Below are 21,697 nucleotides of genomic sequence, written 5' to 3'. Positions count from 1 at the left end.
GCACGTTCCAGAGCTTCTTTAACGGGCTGATCGAAAATGTCCAGATCTACAACCGGGCTTTGACCGCTGAGGAAATCAAAGATTTGGCAAAATAAACAACAAATGAAACCCAACAGCAGCAAAACCGTTTTCAAATCCGATGTTGCTGCTGTTTTATTATGACGCATTAAAAAAGCACAGGTACTGCTATTTGACCGGTGCGACGCAATAGACGTACACCAGCGGGTCTGAGCCGGTATTGACAATATTATGTTGTGTATGCGGCGGGATATATAACACTTTCCCCTTGCCGACCAGAAGCCGGTCTTTGCCTCCAAAAACCGCCTGTCCCCGGCCATTGAGGAAAACCAGCAGTTCCTCGCGAGCCTCTGTGCTGTGGCTGCCGCATTCATCGCCAGGACCCAGAAAAACACGTCCTGCCTTCATCCCAAGCGTCTGCGGAGCCTGCATGAGCCGCTGATATTCCTGACTATCATTCAAATCGACATAAAACGGTTTTCTGGCTTCCATGAGTAAATTCCTTCATTCTGATTGATATGACTCCATAAAGCCCATTAATAGACCGGGGGTCGTCGCCGTTTGCCTATCTGTTCACTTCGGCGGAAGATTGCGTCTATCAAGCTGGCCGCCTGCCCATCGGGCAAATCACTCAAACTGGTTCGCAGCAGCATCTGTTTGTGTGCCGCAGTGAAATAGTCCTGGCGCATACTGAAAATCAGCCGGGCCAGATTTTCCACACGGCAGGCAACCATCCGCCGCGGAGGCACTCTGACACTCATTCGATGCAAATCTATGACAGCAAAATGAAACCGCCCGTCTGCCCCCTTATCAACAAACAGATGATATACATACAAATCCGGCAAACTAATCCCCAGCCGATGAATCCCCTGAATCCATATCGCCAGTTCATCCAGCAACCGGTTTTGTTCCTCGACACCAAGGGTTCGCCATGACTGGCGTATCACATCCATCAGACACTGTCCGGCAAGCTGTTCGGTGATAAAAAAGGACTGCCGCTCGATGCCTGCCAGCGTTCTGTGGCCAAAACAGACTGGCTGATAGGTCGCAATCCCGTGTTCCAGCAGGTAATTAGCACTGTTCCATTCAAGCTGCCCCTGGCTGCACAGCCCGTTCCAGTTTCGCACTGCAAACAACATATCCTTAAAATGGGGAGAAAAAAACCGCTTCATAAACAGAGTTTTAGTCCCGTCAGCCTGTTCAAAGGTCCGCATGACCACACTGCGTTTGGTATTTTTGTTGATCTGAGTCCCTTCAAATCGCAGAAAAAAATCATCAAAACTCCGCAACCCTGCCTCCTCAAAGAAAGGCTGCCATGCGTTGGCGTAGTGAATCCGTTCCATAGACGGTTTTTTATCTCCAAAACAATCTGTTTAATTCTACTTATACTGACGGCTTAAAATGTCCCGGTTTATCACGGCTAAACAGCTATCAGCCGCCAGCTTCCAGCACTATCTTTATCACCGCGGCCGCGTAGGGTAACGTGACCCCGTGAATACACGCGGTATAAAAGCGGCCCAAGGCCGTCGCGGAATCATCCGTCCCGTCGGGTATAAACAAGATATCACTATACGTTTATCTGATACAAAAAGAAACGTTTTTTTGCGATTTCTTCGACATCTCAGTCCCCGGCGAAACTTTCGATTGACACTTGCCCCTTGGCCTTGTAAGGTTATGGTACCACTTTAGTTAAGGATCATGGTATGCTCTATCAGGACTTACAAGGTAAAAAAGTACTGGTCACCGGCTCCAGCAGCGGCATCGGAGCGGCCACCGCAGCACTATTCGCCCAGCAGGGTGCTCTGGTTGGCGTACACTATCATCAGACCGAAGACGGCGCCCGCCAGACTCTGGCTAAGGTCAAGTCCGTATCCGATGGCTGGCTCCTCAAAGCAGACCTGCGTAATCCCCAACAGGCCGCGGAGATGGTCAACCGCTTTGCCGAACAGGCCGGCAGCATTGACATTCTGGTCAACAACGCAGGCACCATGCTTCAGCGGGTCAGTATCGCCGATTCGTCCGTGGAATTTTTCGACAACGTCTTTGACACCAATACCAAAAGTGTCTTCCTCGTCACTCAGGCCGCATTACCCTTTTTGAAACAATCACGCGGCAATATCGTCAATATTGGCTCCATCGCCGGGCACACTGGCGGAGGCGGCGGTTCCGGCATCTACGCAGCCGCCAAGGCCGCAGTAGCAACCCTGACCCTGGCGATGGCCAAAGAATTTGCCCCCTTCGGCATTCGCGTCAACAGCGTCATGCCAGGCCTGATCGAAACCCGCTTCCACGAGCAGTTTTCCACGCCCGAACGCAAAAAGAAGATGGCCGCCGAAACGCCCCTCGGACGCAACGGCACTGCTGAGGATGTGGCCAAAGCGATCCTGTTTCTGGCCAGCAATGACGCCGCCGCCTTTATTACCGGCGAATACATCGCCGTCAACGGCGGCATTCTCATGCGGCCGTAAATATATACTCAAAGCGATGCATCATCCGCCAGCCGAAGAAGGCTGTGGTTAACGCGGCTCAGCTGAGCCGCAGCGAATAGGAAAAATTAAAGTACGATTTGAAAACCATACTTTATGCCAAAGGATCGAAACCATGTTCCGTATGCCGAAAATCCTGACCGTATCGCTGGGCCTGTTGGCAGTGACACTGTGCGGCTGTGCCCCCAAAACCGCCCGCATTTACCGCGACTTCGACTTTGACTGGAAATTCATCAAAGCCGACCCAGCCGGAGCCCAGGCCATTGAGTTCGACGACAGCACCTGGCGCGACGTCAATATCCCCCACGACTGGAGCATCGAAGGCCCCTACAGCGACCAGTGGGCCAGCGGCACGGGCTATCTGCCCGGCGGCATCGGCTGGTACCGCAAGACCTTTCGGCTGGACCGTGCCCTGCAATCCAAACGCATTGCCATCGAGTTTGACGGCATCTATAACAACTCCGAAGTCTGGCTCAATGGGCAATTCCTCGGCAAGCGTCCTTTCGGCTACATCAGCTTCCAGTACGACCTGACGCCGCACCTGCGCTTCGGCAGCAGCGATAACGTTCTGGCCGTCCGCGTGGATCATTCGAAATTTGCCGACTCCCGCTGGTACACCGGCTCGGGCATCTATCGTCACGTTCGCCTGTGCATCACCAACCCGATCCGAATCGATTATTGCGGGACGTTTGTCACCACCCCCACCGTCAACGAACAGCTTGCCGCAGTTCAAGTCCAAACCGCACTGACCAACTTCTCCACCACCGACCAGACCCTGACCCTGACGTTGACTGTTGAAGACCCGGACCGCCGCACCGTTGCCATAGCCCAGGCCAAGCAATCCCTTGCTGCCGGCCAGAGCCAGACTGTCAGCCAAGAACTGGCGGTTAAAAACCCCGTCCTCTGGTCCCCCGACAATCCCGCCATGTACACCCTGCACAGCACTGTCAGCGTCAATGGACGGATGATCGACAACACGACCACTCCCTTTGGGATCCGCACCTTTAGCTTTGACCCGGACAAAGGCTTTTTCCTCAACGGTGTCAATATGAAAATCAAAGGCGTCTGCCTGCACCATGACGCCGGCTGCGTCGGCGCTGCCGTGCCTGAAAAGATGTGGGTCCGCCGTCTGGCCGCCATGAAGGAAATCGGCGCCAACGCGATTCGCTGCAGTCACAATCCGCCCGCCCCTGAGTTTCTCGATTTATGCGACCGGATGGGCTTTCTGGTGATGGACGAGGCCTTCGACGAATTCACCCCAGGTAAAAATAAATGGGTTGCCGGCTGGAACAAAGGTACCCCCAGTCGCGCCGGATACAATGAGGTTTTTGAAGAATGGGCCGTCCGTGATATCCAGGATATGGTCCGCCGTGACCGTAACCACCCCAGCATCATCCTCTGGAGCATCGGCAACGAAATCGACTATGCCAATGACCCCTTTTCGCACCCGGTGCTGGGCAATGACTACCGCCCGGGTAATCCCCCTGCCTCAGACCTGACCCGCTACGGTACCCGCTTAGTCGAAGCCGTCAAAGCCCTCGATACCACCCGCCCCGTCACCGCCGCCCTGGCCAACGCTGCGATGTCCAACGCCGTCGGTTTTGGTGATATCCTCGACGTGGTCGGCTACAATTATCAGGAACAGCGCTACCCCGAAGACCACGCCACGTATCGCAAACGCTGTCTGATCGGCAGTGAAAACAGCCTCTCGCTGAATGCCTGGGAAGCCGTCGTCTATAATGAGTACATCAGCGGTCAGTTCCTCTGGACCGGGATTGATTATCTCGGCGAAGCCTCCGGCTGGCCCGTCAAGCACTGGGACCGCAGCCTCTATGATCTGTGCGGATTCAAAAAACCGCAGGGCTGGTTCCGCCAGAGTCTCTGGGCCGCCGAACCGATGGTCTATATCGCCTGTCAGGAAATGCCCGAACCCGGCCAGCCCCGCTTTGGCCGTCCCCTGCAGCCGCACTGGAACTGGCCCGGCAAAACCGTCCGCGTCACCTGCTACACCAACTGCGACGAAGTCGAATTGTTCCTCAACGATGTCTCCCTCGGCACCAAGCCCTATTCTGAAGCCCGCCAGCGTGCCTTAAGCTGGCAAGTCCCCTTCCAGCCCGGCACCCTCAAGGCCGTAGGACGCAGGAACGGCTCCCCCGTCAGCGAATATTATCTTCAGACTCCCGGCAAGCCCGCCGCGGTGGAGCTGGTCTGTGATGCCGACACCCTCGCCGCCGACGGCAAAGACATCTGCCATGTTGAATTCCGCATCGTGGACGCCGCCGGCATCCGCATCCCCGACGACGAACACCTGGTAACTTTCACCCTGTCCGGCCCAGCCGCCATCATCGGTCTGGACAATGCCAACCCCGTCAGCCATGAACCGCATCAGGGCAACAAGCGAAAAGCATTTAATGGCCGCGGCCTTGCCGTCATCCAGTCTCTGCGCCAAAAAGGCACCGCAACTCTCCGCGCCGAAGCCGAAGGCCTTGCCCCCCGTACGATAACTATCAAAATCAGATAAACGCCGCGAAGGATTACGGCTTAATAAACCGATCCGCAAAATGGATAAAGACCTCTCCGTTGGCCCCGGTCCAATGGTGTTACCCGCTCGATAGGATAGGCCGTGGCCAATCGGTTGGCGCAGGGTTTTCTATTTGGCCATGACGCTGGAAATGCGGAAAACCGGCAGCAGTAAGGCGATGGCAATGGTGCCGATGACAAACCCCATGATGGTTATCATCAGGGGTTCGATAACGGTAGTGGCGGCGCGGATGGAATTCTGGAGTTTCTTTTCCAGAAATAACGAGACTTTATCACACACACGCCCGATCTGGCCGGACTTTTCGCCGGCTCGCAGCATCTGAATGATGCCCGGGGCGATCAGATGGCTATTGGGGGCGATGATAATGGCATCGGAAAGCTGATAGCCATCACGAATGCGGGCATCCACACTGTCCCACATCCCGCGAAAATAACAATTATCACAGGACGTCCGCATCACATCGATAGACTCCAGCAGGGTTACACCGGTGTTAACCATCGTGGCCAGGATACGCATACTGCGAGTCAGGACACTATCGACGTACATCGTCCCTAAAATAGGCGTATGAATCATCATCCAGTCGATAATTTTCTGACCTGAGGGGGTTTTCTTCCAGGCAGAAAACCCCACAAAGAACAGACAGCCCAAGGTTACAAAACTTGCCAGAAACATCGGGTCGGCCAACAGGCTGCTGCATTTGACCAGGGCCTGGGTTAGCATGGGCAGCGCTGCGCCGCGGGATTCATAAATACGGGTAAACCGCGGCAGCACGAAGAACATCAGGGAGCCGGTCGCAGCGACAGCCATTAACAGCATGATGATGGGATAAATCATGGCGCTTTTGACCTGCTTACGAGTATCGGCGTCGGCATTGAGATAGCCCGCCAGCACATCCAGCATGTGAGACATCCGCCCGGAGGCTTCGGAAGCCTTGACCATGCTAATGAACATGGTGTCGAATATCCGGGGATAGTTGGACAACGCTGCCGAAAAACTGTCGCCGTTTTTGAGACGTTCGGCAATCTCTTCGACCACCAGTCGGAATGCCCCGGGTTTCATTTGTTCGGAAATGGCCGCGATGGCATCGCTGAGAACGACCCCGCTGTCAAGCATGACCGAAAGCTGGGTCGTAAACATAATCCGTTCCTGTGAACCGACACGGACATGGGAATACATCGACTTTTTGGAGGTCTGGGCCGCTTCACGCACCAGACCTGTCGCGGCGGCATCGCCTGCTTTGCGAGTCGCTCTATCAAGTGTATTGGCGGAATACGGCGTCATCGCAATCCTCGGTTATTCATTGACATTGGCCACGCGGAGAATTTCATCAATGGTGGTGATGCCGGCGGCAATTTTATCCACCCCATCCATATGCAGCGGTCGCATGCCGCTGTCAATCGCCGCGTTGCGCAAGGCTTTGAGTGTGGCTTTCTGCACGATCATATCCTGGATTCGGTCGTCAGGGATAAACAGTTCGTGAATGGCAATGCGTCCGACATACCCGGTGTTACGGCATTTTTTGCAGCCAATGCCGCGATAAAATTTCGGAACAGAGCCGGACCACTTCTCGACCATGCGCCGAATCGTCGGGGCCGGTTCGTATTCTTCCTTGCAGTTGGGGCAAATCTTGCGCACCAGACGCTGAGCCAGGACCCCGATGAGCGAAGCACTGACCAGATAGGGAGCGACTCCAAGATCCACCAAACGGGTGATGGCGCCGGGGGCATCGTTGGTGTGCAGGGTAGACAGCACCAGGTGGCCTGTCAGTGCCGCCTGCACCGCAATCGAGGCGGTTTCCTGGTCGCGAATTTCGCCGACCATGACGATATCCGGGTCCTGTCGCAGAAGACTTCGCAACGCATTGGCAAAGGTAAATCCCGCGGCATCGTGGACTTCGAACTGGTTGATGGCGGTAATATGACATTCCACCGGATCTTCGACGGTGCAGATGTTGACCTGCTCGTTATTCAGCTCGGCCAGAGCCGCATAGAGCGTGGTATTTTTGCCGGAGCCGGTCGGGCCGGTCACCAGTACAATGCCGTTGGGAGCATTAATGATTTTGCGGAAACGCTGGAGGTTTTCATACGAAAATCCAAGCGATTCAAGATTGGTCAGAATCCGGCGGGCATCAATCACACGGATGACGACCTTTTCACCGAAGATGCCGGGCATGACCGAGACGCGAAGGTCGATGGGCCGGGACTGCATCAGAACGTGAATGCTGCCGTCCTGGGGAAGCCGCCGCTGGGCAATGTCCAGCTCAGCCATGATTTTGATGCGTGATACAATTGCCGCATGCATCTGGTACGGCGGACGAATTTTTTCATACAGCCGGCCATCCACGCGATACCGAACCCGCAGCTTCTTTTCATCCGGCTCGATATGGATATCACTGGCGTTTTCGTGAACGGCATTATAAATCAGATAATTGACCAGCTTGACAACCGGTGACTGCCCAGCGACTTCCTCAAGGTCGGAAATATCCTCGGGAAGATTTTCGATCATGGTGAAGTCTTCGAGGGCCGAATCATCGATGATATCATCGATGACAAACACATTCGCCGCCGGCATATAGGTTTGCAGCGTAGCCCGGATGTCATGGGCGGTGGCACATACCACCTGAACGCGACAGCCGGCCAGACGTTCGATTTCATCAATCAAAAACACATTGGACGGCTCACTGAGAGCAACCGTCAGCACACCACGGACTTTGAACAGCGGCAGCACGGCATGTTCTTCCAGGAAGTCCCGCGGGAGCAGTTCAACAACGCCGGGATCACAGAGTTTGGGACTGACCGGGGCATACGGAACACTGTAGGCTTCGGCCAGTGCAGAGGCAATCTGGTTTTCGGTGCAGAAGCCCATTTCGACGAGCAGCTCACCAAGCAGTTTTTTGTGTCCGGAGTCGCGCTGCTGGGACAGAGCTTCTTCGATCTGCTCGGCAGTCACAATCTGCCGGCCCAGCAGGACTTGTCCCAATTGCAGTTTTTTGATGGAAGCGACGTCAGACATTCGTGGCAATGATCCTCAGGCAAAACTTTTCACGGCTTCGGCCAGGTCCGGATAACTGTCAAATTGACCCAGCAGCCGGGTGATTTCCAGAATCTTACGGCAGGTCTCATCGAGGCCGGCCAGTTTGAATTGACGCAGACGGTCATGACACTGGTCGTTGACATCCAGCAGGGCTTCGATCGTCTGGCTGTCGAGCAGAACCACCTTGCTCATATCCAGCACAATCCCTTCATTATTCTTATCTGCCAGAAGCGTATTGACAACATCCTCAAACGGCTTGAGGGTCTCCTGGGTAAACTCACCCTGAAGACTGAGAATGGCTACGGCGTTATGAGTCTGGACGTCAATTTTCATCGCAGCAGTACTCCTACGGCCATGGTGCCGTATTCCGAGAAATTGCTGTAGTCCCAGGTTTCGATAAAGCCATCCTGAATAATATGCCAGAGCTTATCGATATCGCTGTCGAGAAAAACCCTGGCGATATCGGGATCAAACTGGGTGCCGGAGGCTTTTTGAATCTCGGCCAGGGCCCGCTTGAGGCTCATCGCGTCACGATAGATCCGTTTGGAGGTCATGGCATCAAAAGAGTCCGCCAGAGCAATAATCCGCCCGACCAGTGGAATCTCATGCCCTGCCAGCCCCTGGGGATAGCCTTTGCCGTCAAAGCGTTCATGGTGATGGAGGACGCCGGCGACAATGGATTTCATCTGGGAAATCTCTGAGAGAATCGCAGCACCGATGCGCGGGTGAGCCATAATGACGGCCCGTTCCTCGTCGGTCAGCTTGCCGCGCTTGCGCAGGACATTTTCGGCAACACCGATTTTGCCGATGTCATGCAGCAGGCCGGCCAGATAGACATAATGGATGGTATCTTTGGGAATCTCCTGCACATGGCCCAGATGTTCAGCAATCCAGCGGGAAATAAAGGCCACACGCTCAGAATGCCCCCGGGTGTACTGATCCTTGGCATCAATCGAATTGGTCAGGGCTTTGAGCGAACCCACAAACAGGTCCTTGAGGTCGCCAAACAGACGGCCGTTTTCAATGAAAACGGCACATTCATTGGCAACCGAGTTGAACAGCTTGATATCGGTGCTGTCAAAGTCAGGTTTATTCAGAACATTGGTGGCAACCATCAGGCCGATGATTCGGTCGCCGCCGATCAGCGGAACGGCAATAATCGTTTTGACATTGGCCGGCCAGGTGTATTTGAACGGTCCATAGACATTGCTGTCCAAGAGGGCTTCTTTGCCGTCGGCCAGCTCGGAGGCCAGATGGACCTGCAGAATATCCGCCATGTTCGAATCAATCGTCACATAGCCGCAGCCGGCAGTCAGAACCAGACGTTTCTGACCGTCGATTTTTTTATCAAGATAGATCGCCAGACCTTCAACACTGACCAGACCGGTCAGCTGATCGCAGGCATACTGCAGGAACTCGGCATTGCTCTGGGTCACCTTCATGTGAGTACTGAGGTTATAGAGCAGAACAATCTGTTCATAGGTCTGCGACAGTTCGATGGAGAGTTTTTCGATCCGGCCGGACTGGAGATCGGCAGCTTCATATTCGGCCCCAAATTCATCCAGCTGGGCCGCAAGCCGGTCCTGAAGCGTATCGGCCACAATTAAATCAATCAATTCCTTTTCGTCCAGTGCATGACGACGGCAAAAATCCTGAAGGCCCGGCTTGAGCACGACCTGACCAGTCGTACCGGCATCGAGAACAACAACCGCATCCGGCCGGCCGGCCCGATACAGGATCCGCATCCACAGACGTGACGGGCTGTCAAACAGACGAGTCCCCTGAAAGGGACAGGCCAGAGCCTCGCTGACCAGCGGCATGAGGGTTTCAGGCGACGTCTGCCCCTGCCCGGCATCAGCCTGGAAAATACAGGCAGGACGAGTATCAAATACCGTCAGGTTCATTCCCTGCCGGTTTATACTATGCGCCAGGCGGTTGAGCAAAGCAAGCTGCCAGGAAGAAATCGTTTGTTGAACCATGCTGTTCATCCGTCATTTATCCTTGGGGTTCTCGTCTGAGCATCGTTGTTTTCATGACACATGAACCGTCTGTTTAAGCACCTCTTCCACCGTCTGAAGCACTTCCCGGGGACTGAACGGCTTGCTCAGGCAGGCCGCAATCTGGAGTGCCTGCTTTTGCTGGTCCTCAATGGCAAACCCGCGTGCGGTCAGCATAATCACAGGAATGGCAGAAGTCTGCTCGTCAGCCCGCAGTTTTTCGATCAATTCCAGACCCGTCAGGCCGGGCATTTGATAATCGGTCACGATAATATCGGGTTTGTGCTGGACGGCAAGGGTATAGGCCGCGGCACCATTATCTGCAGTCAGAACCTCAAACCCGTTGTTTTTGAGCTTGATGGCAACCACCTGCACAATATGAAACTCATCATCCACAACAAGTGCTTTTCGATCCGCCATGGTTTATCTCCGATAAAAATGGTTGAGGTCAGACAACAGGGGCCGTGTGGGGAGACGCCAGCGGTAATACAAACCCGAAGGTGCTGCCCTGCCCCTGCTTGCTGCGCACAAAGACTCTGCCGTTATGCACTGTTTCGACAATTTGACGAACCAAATTAAGCCCCAAACCAGTGCCCTTGGCGAAATTTTTATTCGCCTCCACCCGGAAAAATTTCCCGAATAATTTATCGATGTCCTGCTCGGGGATGCCGATACCGGTATCGGTTACCGACACGGTAATGGTGCCGTCCACATCGTTCATATCAAGCTGGACCGAGACTTGGCCGCCGGCAGGGGTGTACTTGACGGCATTGCTGAGCAGATTAACGACCACCTGCATCATCATATCCCGGTCGGCATAGACCTGATCGCACAGGATCGGGGCCGGTGCAGTCAGGGTAATATTTTTTTCCTGCGCATAGCTGTGCATCATCTCGACCGCATCACGGATAATCAGAGCCAGGCTCAGATTCTGGCGATTGACTTTCATAAGACCGGATTCAATGCGGGAAATATTGAGAATATCCTCAATCAGGCGATTAAGCCGCTGGGCCTGCCCCTGAATGATTTCACAGAACTGACGGATGGCCGCTTCATCCTGGGCTTCGCCGTCCACCAGCATCTCGGCATAGGCGTTGATGGAGGCCAGCGGGGTTTTCAGCTCATGGGAGACATGGCTGACGAAATCGTTTTTGGCCTGAGAGATTTCTTTTTCGCGGGTTATATCATGCAGGATCGCCACCACGGATACAACCTGACCGCTGTCATCAAGAACCGAGGACAGCAGGCAGTCAAACCAGGCCTTCGCACCGCTGCGGTTCAGTGACAATTCATGGCGAACGTGGCGAACTTTGCTGGAGCGGGCCCGGATAATCAGGTCCGCCAGTGGATTGTCGGGCAGATTGTCTTTGAGCGGTTTGAGGGCTGCTTTTTCGGATTCAAAGCCGAGCAGTGTTTCGGCGGCAGGATTGGCCAGAATCAGACGATCCTGGTCATCGCAGACCAGGACGGCATCATGAATACTGTTGAGGATCGCCTCGACACCGGACTTGCGGCGGCGAAGCAGCTGAAGCTGAAGACTGAGTTCCTGCACTTCGCGGCGGGCCTGCTGCAGCGGCTGTAGTGTTTTATCGAGACAGTCCCGCAATGCCGCAGCCAGAGGCTTCAGGGTCGAGGAAGAAACCGAATCCACAATCGGACGATCACTGCCCAGAGCCTGCGTCATGGCCTGCACATCGACGGTAATATGAATCAGGCAGTAGGCCAGACCTGCAGCGGCAATCAGACCGACAATACCGCAGGCCAGCAGAATGGGCCCGGGCAGTGTGACGGTCGCAGCAGCAATACTTCCGCCAGAGGCCAGCACCACCCCCAGCAGACAAAATGCCAAGATCCCTTTCATAGACATGGATTCCTGTTTTGGCAATTCGCGTGTCCTGCGTGATTCATCAGTTGGTATTCTGATTCATCAACAACGCCGCCAGCGGGCTTTCGGGATAAATCTGAATCGCCTTATCGAAAGCCGCCTGAGCCTGTTCCATCCGGCCCATCTTCAGATAGCAGCGGCCGGCCATAAAGCAGGCAAATCCCCCGACCTGAGGATCACCCGACAAGCGGGTAAACCGCTCCAGCGCCGACAGGTATTTTTTGTCGAGGTAGTCGGCACTACCCAGGATGGCATCTGCCTGGGGACATTGGTGCTTGTAGGACAGGGCTTTCTGGGCCGAATAGCGTGCCCGCTTCAGGTCCGACATCCCCAGCGCCGCCTGGGCCATTCCCAGCCAGACATCGGGGTCGCTGCGTCGCATCACGCTGAGTTTATCAAATGCATTCAGCGCATCTCGATACTGGCCGGCACTCAGAGAACAGGATGCCAGCAGCCGCAGGTAGTTTTCTTTCTGCGATTCATCGGCCATCGCGACCAGCTTGTCATAGATATCGGCTGCCTCCTGCCACTGGCCGGCGGCAACATAGATCATTGCCATGGCACTCAGAACACCCTGATTTTGAGGCTCCACCAGAATTGCCCGACGATAGAGCTGAATCGCCTTGTCACGATCGCCCAGGCGATTGGCAGTCGCGGCCGCGGCGCTGAGCAACGGCACATTTTTACTGTTGGAAGCAAGCTGACTGTCAAGGCAGCGAGCCGCTTCCTCGCTGCGTCCCAGCACATTCATTGTGGCAGCCACAGCCAGGGCATACTCCACATTGCCCGCATCGCAGGTCAGGGCTTTCTGATAACAGTCAAGGGCCAGGGTGTGATTATCCCCGGATTGCGCAACCACGCCTGAACCAAACCAGGCTTCTGCCAGATTGGGATCGCAGGCCAGGGCCTTGCCGAAGGCATCACGAGCAGGAATCAATTTGCCTTCAGCCAGCTCGATTTTGCCCAGCAGGCAATAGGCCGGAGCATGGGCGGAATCGGCATCGAGCACCTCGGTGACGCTCTGGCGTGCTTCAGAATACAGCCCCTGCTCAAATTGCACCTGTGCAGCCGACAGCTTGACCGGGCCGGCAGTCTGATCGTATTGATCCTTGATTGCACGAGTGCTTTGCTGCTGGGTTTCACATCCCGCCAGCATCACCAGCAGGCATAATCCAATATATCCGTAAATGGTTCTTGGTATCGCTGTCATAGTTCCATCTCCTGATCCGTCATCGTGACGGATAATCAGGACGCCGCGGCAGTGTCACTGCCGCAGCGCCCTGAATAATGCTTGACCCAAAGGGCTATTTGACTTGATCTGCTGCAACGGACCTCTTAGCGACGCTGCCACTTGCCAGATTCTTCCTTTTCCAGATTGCCCAGCATAATGCGTTCAATCTGATTGACCTGATCAGGCTGTGTTTCCCGGATAATCCGTTCTCTGAGGCGGGTGGCATCGAGGTAATTACGCTGGGCATCCCAGAACCAGTAGCCATCCAGCTCGGCCAGCGCAGCTTCTTTGTTGCCTTCGTTGTAGAGCTTGACGGCATTGGCATACCGGATTTCATCCAGTCGTGCCCGGCTGAGCCAACTGAGATTCTGACGGGCCTGGGAAGTCAGACGTTCAACATCCTGCATCCGGGTAGCACCGTCGGCCTGCTCAGGCTCATTGATAATATGAGGCGTCAGCAGCACAATCAGCTCAGTGCGTACGGACTGGTCTTTCGTGCTTTTGAACAGCTCACCAACAAAAGGAATATCTCCCAGCAAAGGCACCTGACTGGTGGCACGGCTGGTTTTTTCCTGGAACAGACCGCCCAGCACAATCGTCTTGCCGTCGCGGACCATTACATTGCTTTTGACTTCCGTGGTGGCTTTATTGGGCAGACCGCCAACCACCTGGCCGGTACTCTGTTCAGGACGGAGTTCCATGCGGATCAGACCATCGTTGCCGATGAAGGGACGGAATTCCAGGATGGTACCGCTTTTCAGAAACTCGACCTGCTGGGTGGCCCCATCGGCATTGGTATTCGTCAGAGTTAAATAACCGTCTTCTTTACCAATAATCAAACTGCCGGCCTGCTTATTGAGGGCCATAATCTTGGGATTGGCCAGCACGGTGGTGTCGGTGATTTCTTCCAGAGCACGGATAAACACGCGGACTTTGTCATTGAGAATGCCGATATTCAGACCGCTGGTCGCAGGGGCTCCCTGGAAGGTGGGGGCGAGCGCTCCGGCCATACCACGCTGCGATACACCTTCATCGCCAATGGTGGAAACCAGATGGCCCAGCGTATCAAAGTCGATACCAAACTGAGTTGTTTCATTCAGGGTGGCTTCCAGGATGGTCACTTCAATCAGAATCTGAGGAGGAGCCACGTCCACCTTTTCAATCATTTCACGAATGGCCTTGATGTTTTCAGGATAATCGGAAACCACCAGCATATCACGAATAGCAAGACTGTTGCCGCCATCCCCGGCCTTGGTATCCTTGGCCGCAGCGGTGGTGATGCCGATCTGGCCCATTTCGCTGAGCAGGGGTTTGGCCAGCTTGCTGGCTTCTTCGGAATTGATATAATACAGTGTAATGGTATCCCGATCCAGACGGGTCTTGTCGGCCTTGAATTCTTCCATCGTATAAACACGAATGAAATTGCCCTTGACATCGTATTTATGCGTGCCCAGAATGGCCTGAAGGGCTTCTTCAAAGGTCACATCATACAGGGTGCCGACGGTCACGTTGCCGTTGACTTTGGCGGAGGGAACGATATTCTTCTGGTACATCTGAGCCAGCATTTTGAGCGCATCCGTGATAGGCATATCCTTTTTAAAGGCGATCGTCTGCAGGGACTGCGCCGAGGGGGCAGGCGTAATCACCTCCGGCTGCGCGGGGGCAGCAGGCTGCTCAACTGCAGCAGGCGGCTGGGCAGCGGCAGGCTGTTCGGCAGCGACGGGCTGGGCATCGAATACCACCGCCGGCTGCTCTTCGGCAAATACCATAGCCGTCAGCAGTGTCAGTGCGATCAATCCGATCGCGGTTAACCATTGCTTTCTCGTTTTGTCGTTTGCTTCACGACGCATAAGACACCTTTCCTTTCTTACTGACCCGACTCAACCTCGGGCATTTTTAATTCCACGACATAATCCTGCCAGGCTAAACGAACCTGGTTTGCTTCAATTGCAATCACAGTACCCACCACAACTTCGTTTTGAATCCGGGCACGCAGCTGAGAGCCTTCTGAGACCACGACGCCGTTGATGCAGGCTTTTTCAGGAACAGCCTGCGTATTTTTGATGATGGCTTCCAGAGTAAAGCCCTGTGCAACGGCTTCCTGGGATAAGCGGGGTTTGGCCTGCACCTCCTCCGGCGGACAGGGTTGGGCCGTGCCGGCATCGCCTTGTGAGGCCCTCCATTGAAACGCCGTCCAGCGATCGGTTTTGAAGTAATCCGATGCAATGCGATCGTGCCGCCCGGGAATGCGGCTCAGAATGACAGGCTGGATCTGCAGCTTTGGGGCGACAACTTCATCCTGGCTTTGGGCAGCCGAGGACAAAGCTGCCTGGGCCGAAGCAGGGCCTTTGCGAAGCAGAGCCCTGCCCCACAGAACCGCCATCAGCACAACCAGCACCACTGCGGCGATGGTCTTGGGCTCAATGGTCTGCATGGAGCCGGCCAGACCCGCTGAATTCAATTTTTTAGGGGATGATTTCATTGCCATTGTAAAATATGCTAAATAACTGACCCGGCTGGGGTCTGATTTTGCGTCCGATAAAACACCTGCGCTTTGGCCGTCATGGTCAACTGACCCGAATAGTCCTTATCATTGGCCAGATCCATCTGCTCGATCCGCACCAGACGGTCCATGGTTTCCAGTGCATGGATAAACTCGAAAATATCCTGGAGCGAACCATTACACTGAATATCCAGCGCCACACTGTGAATGATGCCGTTTTGGGTTTCGGCGCCGGGCTTGACCTGCTGATCACGCAGGTTATGACGGCTCATCAGCTCGGCAATCTGCTGCCAGAGTGCGGCAAACTGGCGATTGTCAGGCACACACTGGTCAAATCGATTAGCCAGCGGCTCCAGCTGGGCGGTTTTCTCCAGGAGAATCTCATACTGATCAGAGCATTGCTGAACCTGTTCCAGCGTCATTGCCTGACGCTGAAGGATCTGCGTAATGACGTGTTTCTGCCAGGCAATCGGGATATACCCGAAAACCGCCACCCCCGCACAGACCAGGGCGCCAACCACCAGAATCCAGATTTGTTTTTTCTCAAATAACGGCATCCCAAACCACTCCACTACTTGACGATTTCATAATCGGCCAGCACACAGCGCAGTTCAAACTCAGTGGCACTGGAATCGCGTATTTTGACATTCCGGGAATAACCGGGCACCACCTGCCGAAAATAATCCGACTCTTCCAGCGCTGCAATCAGACCCGCAACGACCGAACCATCCGCGGCAATACCCTGCAAGACCACTTCGGTCTGCATGGGGACCGTCTCAGCGGAATGACTCTTGACCGTGCCGCTCGCACCGAGCCGCACCATGGGGCCAGCTGCCGCAGCATTTTGATTTTTGGACTCGATCGGAACCGTCTGGACACTCAGCCTGCTCAGCACCACATTCGGGCCGATACAGGCTGACAATTCGGCAAGAATCGATGCAAAAGGCGTTCGCGGCGTAATCCCTTTGAGCAGAAAAACCTTTTGATTCAGGCTGTCCCAGCGGAGCTGAAGCTGACGGAAGCGCTGAATGGTCTGAATCCCGCTGGACAAATGATCCCGCATGGTCGTCAATTCGGCCCGCGCCGTGGCCAGACTGTGCCCCGCCGCAAAACATCCCAGTGCAATCACAACCACGATGGCACTAAAGATCAGATATTGTCTGTGGTACCACAGCTTGCGCTTGCGGCCTGCACGATACCACTGCGGAATAAAATCGATTTCAGTCATACGGTTTCCTGAAATACCTCCTCCTCTTGGGTTATGCGATCGGAAACATTCAGTCCCCGCATCGCCAACCCCACGGCAACGGCCCACTCACACAGCTGAGGATTGCTGCGGCGATCCAGTCCGACCTGCTTGAGGTCAAATCCGCGAAGCGGTTCGGCAATCCGAATCTGCAGGCCCAGATGGCGACGCAGGGCATTCATAAGCGTGCTTTCATACGCCTCCCCGCCGGCAAAGACCGCCTCAGCAGGCCGCTGGCCGCGGAACGTTACAGCATAATATTTGAAACACAGGGCTATTTCGCGGGACAGGGTTTCAACCGCATTATTCATCGCGTCGGTGACCGCGTGAGTGGTTTCCGGATCGATATCTGTCGATTCAGGATAACGCAGCCTGGAGCGAAGCATCGCAGCCTCTTCCAGACGAATCCCCAGCCGACCGGCAACCTCCTCGGTCAAGTGCTCTCCGGCAATCGGTATTTGCTTGATAAACAGAATCTGATGACCTTTGCCGATGATGACTGTCGTGTAACGGCATCCGAGGTCCACCAGAACACTGACCAGATCCTTGTCTTCACGCCGGCGAAGGGACAACTGAAAACTGCGAAACAGAGCAGACGGCACGGTATCCAGCGTCACCGGCTCCAGGCGGGCTTCTTCCAGCATCGCCAGATGGTCGGCCAGGGCATCGCGTTCGACGCCGAAAAAGATGACTTCGTTTTTCATCTGATCGCCCTGAAAGACATTACCGGCTACCATATAGCGTAATTCATCCACATCGGGCTTGAGGCCGAAACGGGAGGCGACTTCTGTCCGCATGAATTGTTCAATTTCGTCGGGATTGTCCGTATCCAGACGCAGACTTTTGATTTTGAGGACATCTCCAGGCAGGCAACTGACAACCCGGCGCCCGGAAAAGTCGGCGCGGGACAGCATCTGGCGAATGGACGAAACGATGAATTCCCGGCGTGCAGCAGGATCGCGGCTTAGCCCCGGATCGATGACCGCATCCTGAGCGGCAACCACGCGGATGGCCTGGCTATCACGGCAAAGCTGAATCATCTTGATGGCACTATGCCCGATATCCAGACCAATCGGCTGTATTTTGGATGAATTCATCAGATTCCACATCGTTTATTGATTACCTTTATCAAGGCTGATTGATGATTACATACCCGGTCACAGGCTCAACATCAACATACAGGGTGAAAGCTCCGCCCTGCAGGGTGATGCGCCCGCTGGTCAATTTTGTCGCGGTGCCAATCCCCTTGTAAGGAGCACCGAGATAGTCAAACGTGATAGCATTACTCGCATCGGCATCAAAATTGGCCGAGACAAGATCCACCTGACTCAGACGCGAATTGGCATCAAAATTCACTACATAATTCTGCCCGTTCAGAGGATTTTTAATCACGGCATTGTCGGTGGTCCGACGGATTTCATAGGATTCGCCGGCAGGATTGAACACCACCGAATAATTCGTCTGGCGGGTCACTGCAAGCCCCCGGGCGTAATCCAGGTCGGCAGCGATGGTATTGGCCGCGGAACGGACCTGCATATCGGCCGCCGAAGACAGCGTGGGAACCACAATCATCGCCGCCACCGACAGAATCACAACCACCACCAGCAGCTCGATTAACGTAAATCCCTTTATTTCATGGCGTTCTAAGATTTTGTACTGCATTGTGTCTTACCTGTTTTTGATTTCCGGATCCAACAGACAATCCCGCACACACAATGTGCTTGCGTCGGTTCATGCGAAAATTCAATGCTGCCTCATACATACCTGTTTTATGGGGCTATTCGATCTGACGTCTATCGAATCCTGTGAGTGTTTCGACATTTGGTTTGCCCGGCTTAACCGGGTCTGTACGAAAACTGGATGACGGGTAAAATCCTTAGGCCGGTCCAAAACCGGCCGGGAAAAGCGCATAACGTGATATGCAGATATGAATAATATCAATTCCGGCAGAATAAAAGGCGATTGAGAGCCAGGACAGGCTTGTCCCAGCCGGGCAACACAACCGGAATCGCTTCTCAATCCGTGCAATCAACACTGAAAACAGGGATGGTGTCAATATAGCCGCACAAAACGAGCAGAAATCTCTGAAAACCGCACAAAGGAATGGATAGACCGTGTCGTGAACCGGCCGGGCCGGACAAGACGCAAAATCAATCCCTTTTCTGGGCAGAAATGCCATCACTGCCCCCCTTTGCTGCTGAATGACTTGGACTGCGTTATCGGACGTTATTGCCGATTGATTGAATTAAAGGTTGTTTTGCCGTCGGCAATCAGATAAACCACTTTGGCCGACAGATAACTTCTCGCTTTCTTTTCGGTTCCAACCTGATAATACGCCTCACAGGTCACTGGATACGTGCGTTTGGTTGCCGTGACAGTGGGTGCCTGGATATTCAATTCGTAACGGAATCTGCTGCTTAAATCGGGGCAAGCACTGACAATGGGCCAGACTGTATTGGGGTCGGGCGTATTGGGATCACCCTGAATCAGTGCCCTGGCGTGCTCAAGCCCTGACCAGGCAAGATAGTCGGCCTGATTGCGCAGTTCCAGATTCCATCCGGATGCCAGCGTCATATCAGCACGATAGAGATACCCCATCGAGATGGTTGTGACAGCGATCACAATAAACAGCGTGGACAACAGGACTGAACCATTTTGCCTGCGACCACGACGTTGTTTATGGTTGCTATGCCAAACTGCCATAACTGTACCCCCATAGTAGAACATGCTAAATGCTTAATTCCACATCTTGAAACCAATACCAGCCACAAAAATGCCTATGTTCAGACTGAAGCGGAAGGTTTCAGTACCGCTGTTTTGTCATCCCCCATCGATGCGAACAACTCTGTATCCCCCGCCGGATTTCTTATTTTTGCCTTTTTCCTTTTACCTTTTTACTGGTCATCAGTTTGTTTTCCCCCGCAGCGTACCGCTGATGGAATACGTCTGGGTCACGCCGTTTTCCACCATATTAAATTGCACGGTAATATGCTTGACCAGGGCTTTGTCTGCATTGTCCAGATAAAACTGGACATTAGAGCATTGTTTATAGTTTTCCTGAAACCCGGTCCCGCTGATAATAACCCAGTCACGCGTAGCACTGGTCCGGATATAGACATATTCTGAAGCGATATCGGGCAGGCCGTTGTTATTTTTATCCAGCCACAGCGTCAGACCCTGGCTATCAATGCCGGCGACCCGGTTAGCCCGCATGATCAAATCCGACAGCCGAGTCTGGAGCTGGAGCAGGTAGGCACCATTGCGCGAGACCTGGTCATTGGCGGTCTTGCCGGCACTTAGGGCCCCTGCCATCGTGGCCGCCGCTGCCAGAATAATCGAAGCGACCATCAGCGCCACCAGCAGCTCGGCTATCGTAAAACCACGATTTTGTTTTCGTTTTGACACCATTTCGGTAATCCCAATCGTCCTTCCATAGTAGCTCAAGCCTCCGTGCTTGAGATAAAATTTCCCGCCGCAAACATCCCAATAAATCGGCGAATCCCAAAACCGGCAAGCCCAGAGGCTTGCCCTATTTAATGCTTGTATTTATCCCCAATCAGCGTACTCAGATGAGCCGCAGAAAGACCTTTATAATCCACATCCACGGTAACCCAGATGAGCTTGACTCCGGCAATGTGGGCATACTCACAGGTCACCGTCCGGCTCAGGCCCGCATAGACATCTCCGGTCAGGAGGCTTCCGGTGCTATCGGTCAGTGTCCCCGCGGATTCTGTGAGGGTTTTGCCGACATAGCTGCTTTCCAGCTCACTAAAATCCTTCGCCGCCAGATACTCAATTTTATCAGCCGCCAGACGCGAGGCGATGATCCGCCGCTGGGCCTCAGTCTGGACGGATGCCGCAGCAACAAACGAGACCAGAATCCCCGACGCGGCAACGGCAAGAATCACCATCGCCATCATCACTTCAATCAGAGTAAATCCATTACTCGCACGGACTGGTTTATGTTTTTTCACAGTGCTTACTCATTGCTTATCAATTCAAAGATTAAAAATTAAAAAGCAAAATGACAAATTAAAATGCAAAAAGTGTGTTTTCTACCCACTAAACAGTATACGACAACTTCAACCTGCAGAATCGATTGGCCAGTACATACGTCTGGTTATGTCTTTTAAATTTTTACATTGTCATTTTGATTTTTACCTTTTTATTTTTCATATAAAACGACTGAATTTAACCCCATTCTCCAACAGAGAATAAAAACAGGCGGCCCCCCCGAACCGCCTGACGATGGATCGCTTTAATAGACTGTATGAAACAGATTATCACAGGCTCGAAAATCACCGGTGGCCGAATTAAACCACCACGCCGTGCCCTCGGTGCCATTGGGCTTTAAATTCGGATCATGAACACAGGTGATTGTATTGCGACAATCATCCTGACTGATAAAGGGATTCCCGGGAAACGACCGCAGATAGGCACTGGCCCCGGCTGGCCCCGGCGAGGTCAGGTCCCGGACAAAATGATCGGGACGAACTGGCTGGCCCGCTTTCGCCTGGCCAGGCAGAAGCCCCTCATGATCCGCCCGGTATAAATCGATCGCGCAGCGAACCAGATACAGTGTATCGGACAATTGAGCCAGTCGCCCTTCGCTGGCTGCCCGGCTAAACTGCGGAACCACGACCATCGAGATGCCCACAAGCACCACAAACCCGACGGCTATTTCCAGCCATGTTGGTTTCGGATTGATTTTCGGTGGATTCGATTCCATAAACCTCGTGCCCCCATATAACCATTT

22 protein-coding genes are annotated in these 21,697 nt (G+C 53.9%); 3 read left to right on the top strand and 19 right to left on the bottom strand.

What is annotated here, in order from left to right; genetic code table 11:
* A partial coding sequence (locus tag ACQ9LF_RS13575) for a LamG-like jellyroll fold domain-containing protein (RefSeq protein WP_462489958.1) occupies positions 1-95 on the top strand: 95 nt, incomplete at its 5' end.
* A 91-nt stretch (positions 96-186) separates the two neighbouring features.
* On the opposite strand, the gene ACQ9LF_RS13570 is transcribed toward ACQ9LF_RS13575, so the two are convergent.
* Both ACQ9LF_RS13570 and ACQ9LF_RS13565 read right to left on the bottom strand, forming a co-directional pair.
* Positions 187-510, bottom strand: a complete 324-nt coding sequence (locus ACQ9LF_RS13570; RefSeq protein ID WP_462489957.1) for a cupin domain-containing protein — start codon at positions 508-510, stop codon at positions 187-189.
* Between the two features lie 44 nt (positions 511-554).
* Positions 555-1,361: a lipopolysaccharide kinase InaA family protein gene (locus ACQ9LF_RS13565; protein WP_462489956.1), complete on the bottom strand. Its 807-nt coding sequence runs from the start codon at positions 1,359-1,361 to the stop codon at positions 555-557.
* 360 nt (positions 1,362-1,721) lie between these two features.
* Here ACQ9LF_RS13565 and ACQ9LF_RS13560 point away from each other — a divergent pair, with 360 nt between their 5' ends.
* Positions 1,722-2,486, top strand: coding sequence for an SDR family NAD(P)-dependent oxidoreductase (locus tag ACQ9LF_RS13560; protein WP_462489955.1), 765 nt, complete (start codon positions 1,722-1,724; stop codon positions 2,484-2,486).
* 133 nt (positions 2,487-2,619) lie between these two features.
* The gene (locus tag ACQ9LF_RS13555; protein ID WP_462489954.1) at positions 2,620-5,025 is read left to right on the top strand and encodes a glycoside hydrolase family 2 TIM barrel-domain containing protein; all 2,406 of its coding nucleotides are present in this window, start codon (positions 2,620-2,622) and stop codon (positions 5,023-5,025) included.
* A 129-nt stretch (positions 5,026-5,154) separates the two neighbouring features.
* On the opposite strand, the gene ACQ9LF_RS13550 is transcribed toward ACQ9LF_RS13555, so the two are convergent.
* From ACQ9LF_RS13550 to ACQ9LF_RS13470, 17 genes are all read right to left on the bottom strand, one after another.
* Positions 5,155-6,327 (bottom strand): type II secretion system F family protein, encoded by a 1,173-nt coding sequence (locus ACQ9LF_RS13550; protein WP_462489953.1) that lies wholly within the window; start codon positions 6,325-6,327, stop codon positions 5,155-5,157.
* Positions 6,328-6,339: 12 nt separating this feature from the next.
* The gene (locus ACQ9LF_RS13545) at positions 6,340-8,058 is read right to left on the bottom strand and encodes a GspE/PulE family protein (RefSeq protein WP_462489952.1); all 1,719 of its coding nucleotides are present in this window, start codon (positions 8,056-8,058) and stop codon (positions 6,340-6,342) included.
* A 15-nt stretch (positions 8,059-8,073) separates the two neighbouring features.
* A complete protein-coding gene (locus ACQ9LF_RS13540; protein ID WP_462489951.1) occupies positions 8,074-8,412 on the bottom strand; it encodes an STAS domain-containing protein in 339 nt (112 codons plus the stop codon).
* A complete protein-coding gene (locus tag ACQ9LF_RS13535; RefSeq protein ID WP_462489950.1) occupies positions 8,409-10,067 on the bottom strand; it encodes an HD-GYP domain-containing protein in 1,659 nt (552 codons plus the stop codon). Before ACQ9LF_RS13535 ends, ACQ9LF_RS13540 begins: the two co-directional genes overlap by 4 nt.
* 42 nt (positions 10,068-10,109) lie before the next feature.
* Positions 10,110-10,496: a response regulator gene (locus ACQ9LF_RS13530; protein ID WP_462489949.1), complete on the bottom strand. Its 387-nt coding sequence runs from the start codon at positions 10,494-10,496 to the stop codon at positions 10,110-10,112.
* Between the two features lie 28 nt (positions 10,497-10,524).
* A complete protein-coding gene (locus ACQ9LF_RS13525) occupies positions 10,525-11,937 on the bottom strand; it encodes a sensor histidine kinase (RefSeq protein WP_462489948.1) in 1,413 nt (470 codons plus the stop codon).
* Between the two features lie 46 nt (positions 11,938-11,983).
* On the bottom strand, positions 11,984-13,171 hold the full coding sequence (locus tag ACQ9LF_RS13520) for a tetratricopeptide repeat protein (protein WP_462489947.1): 1,188 nt from the start codon (positions 13,169-13,171) through the stop codon (positions 11,984-11,986).
* A gap of 125 nt (positions 13,172-13,296) precedes the next feature.
* Positions 13,297-15,042, bottom strand: a complete 1,746-nt coding sequence (locus ACQ9LF_RS13515; RefSeq protein ID WP_462489946.1) for a type II secretion system protein GspD — start codon at positions 15,040-15,042, stop codon at positions 13,297-13,299.
* A gap of 17 nt (positions 15,043-15,059) precedes the next feature.
* Entirely contained in the window at positions 15,060-15,680 is a 621-nt protein-coding gene (locus ACQ9LF_RS13510) for a hypothetical protein (RefSeq protein WP_462489945.1), read from the bottom strand.
* A gap of 11 nt (positions 15,681-15,691) precedes the next feature.
* The gene (pilO, locus tag ACQ9LF_RS13505; RefSeq protein WP_462489944.1) at positions 15,692-16,252 is read right to left on the bottom strand and encodes a type 4a pilus biogenesis protein PilO; all 561 of its coding nucleotides are present in this window, start codon (positions 16,250-16,252) and stop codon (positions 15,692-15,694) included.
* 14 nt (positions 16,253-16,266) lie between these two features.
* Complete coding sequence (locus ACQ9LF_RS13500) at positions 16,267-16,923, bottom strand: hypothetical protein (RefSeq protein ID WP_462489943.1); 657 nt, start codon at positions 16,921-16,923, stop codon at positions 16,267-16,269.
* Positions 16,920-18,038 (bottom strand): pilus assembly protein PilM, encoded by a 1,119-nt coding sequence (gene pilM / locus ACQ9LF_RS13495; protein ID WP_462489942.1) that lies wholly within the window; start codon positions 18,036-18,038, stop codon positions 16,920-16,922. Before pilM ends, ACQ9LF_RS13500 begins: the two co-directional genes overlap by 4 nt.
* 31 nt (positions 18,039-18,069) lie before the next feature.
* Positions 18,070-18,603: a pilus assembly FimT family protein gene (locus tag ACQ9LF_RS13490; RefSeq protein ID WP_462489941.1), complete on the bottom strand. Its 534-nt coding sequence runs from the start codon at positions 18,601-18,603 to the stop codon at positions 18,070-18,072.
* Between the two features lie 564 nt (positions 18,604-19,167).
* The gene (locus ACQ9LF_RS13485; protein WP_462489940.1) at positions 19,168-19,644 is read right to left on the bottom strand and encodes a hypothetical protein; all 477 of its coding nucleotides are present in this window, start codon (positions 19,642-19,644) and stop codon (positions 19,168-19,170) included.
* 201 nt (positions 19,645-19,845) lie between these two features.
* Positions 19,846-20,349 carry a prepilin-type N-terminal cleavage/methylation domain-containing protein gene (locus tag ACQ9LF_RS13480; protein ID WP_462489939.1) on the bottom strand — a complete coding sequence of 168 codons (504 nt, stop codon included), beginning with the start codon at positions 20,347-20,349 and terminating at the stop codon, positions 19,846-19,848.
* A gap of 125 nt (positions 20,350-20,474) precedes the next feature.
* Positions 20,475-20,915: a type IV pilus modification PilV family protein gene (locus tag ACQ9LF_RS13475; RefSeq protein WP_462489938.1), complete on the bottom strand. Its 441-nt coding sequence runs from the start codon at positions 20,913-20,915 to the stop codon at positions 20,475-20,477.
* A 284-nt stretch (positions 20,916-21,199) separates the two neighbouring features.
* Complete coding sequence (locus ACQ9LF_RS13470) at positions 21,200-21,670, bottom strand: hypothetical protein (protein WP_462489937.1); 471 nt, start codon at positions 21,668-21,670, stop codon at positions 21,200-21,202.
* Between the last annotated feature and the right edge of the window lie 27 nt (positions 21,671-21,697).

The organism is Anaeroglomus insulsum (genome assembly GCF_050689095.1).
GTDB classification, from domain to species: domain Bacteria; phylum Planctomycetota; class Phycisphaerae; order Sedimentisphaerales; family Anaerohalosphaeraceae; genus Anaeroglomus; species Anaeroglomus insulsum.
This window is presented reverse-complemented; position numbering and strand designations above follow the sequence as displayed.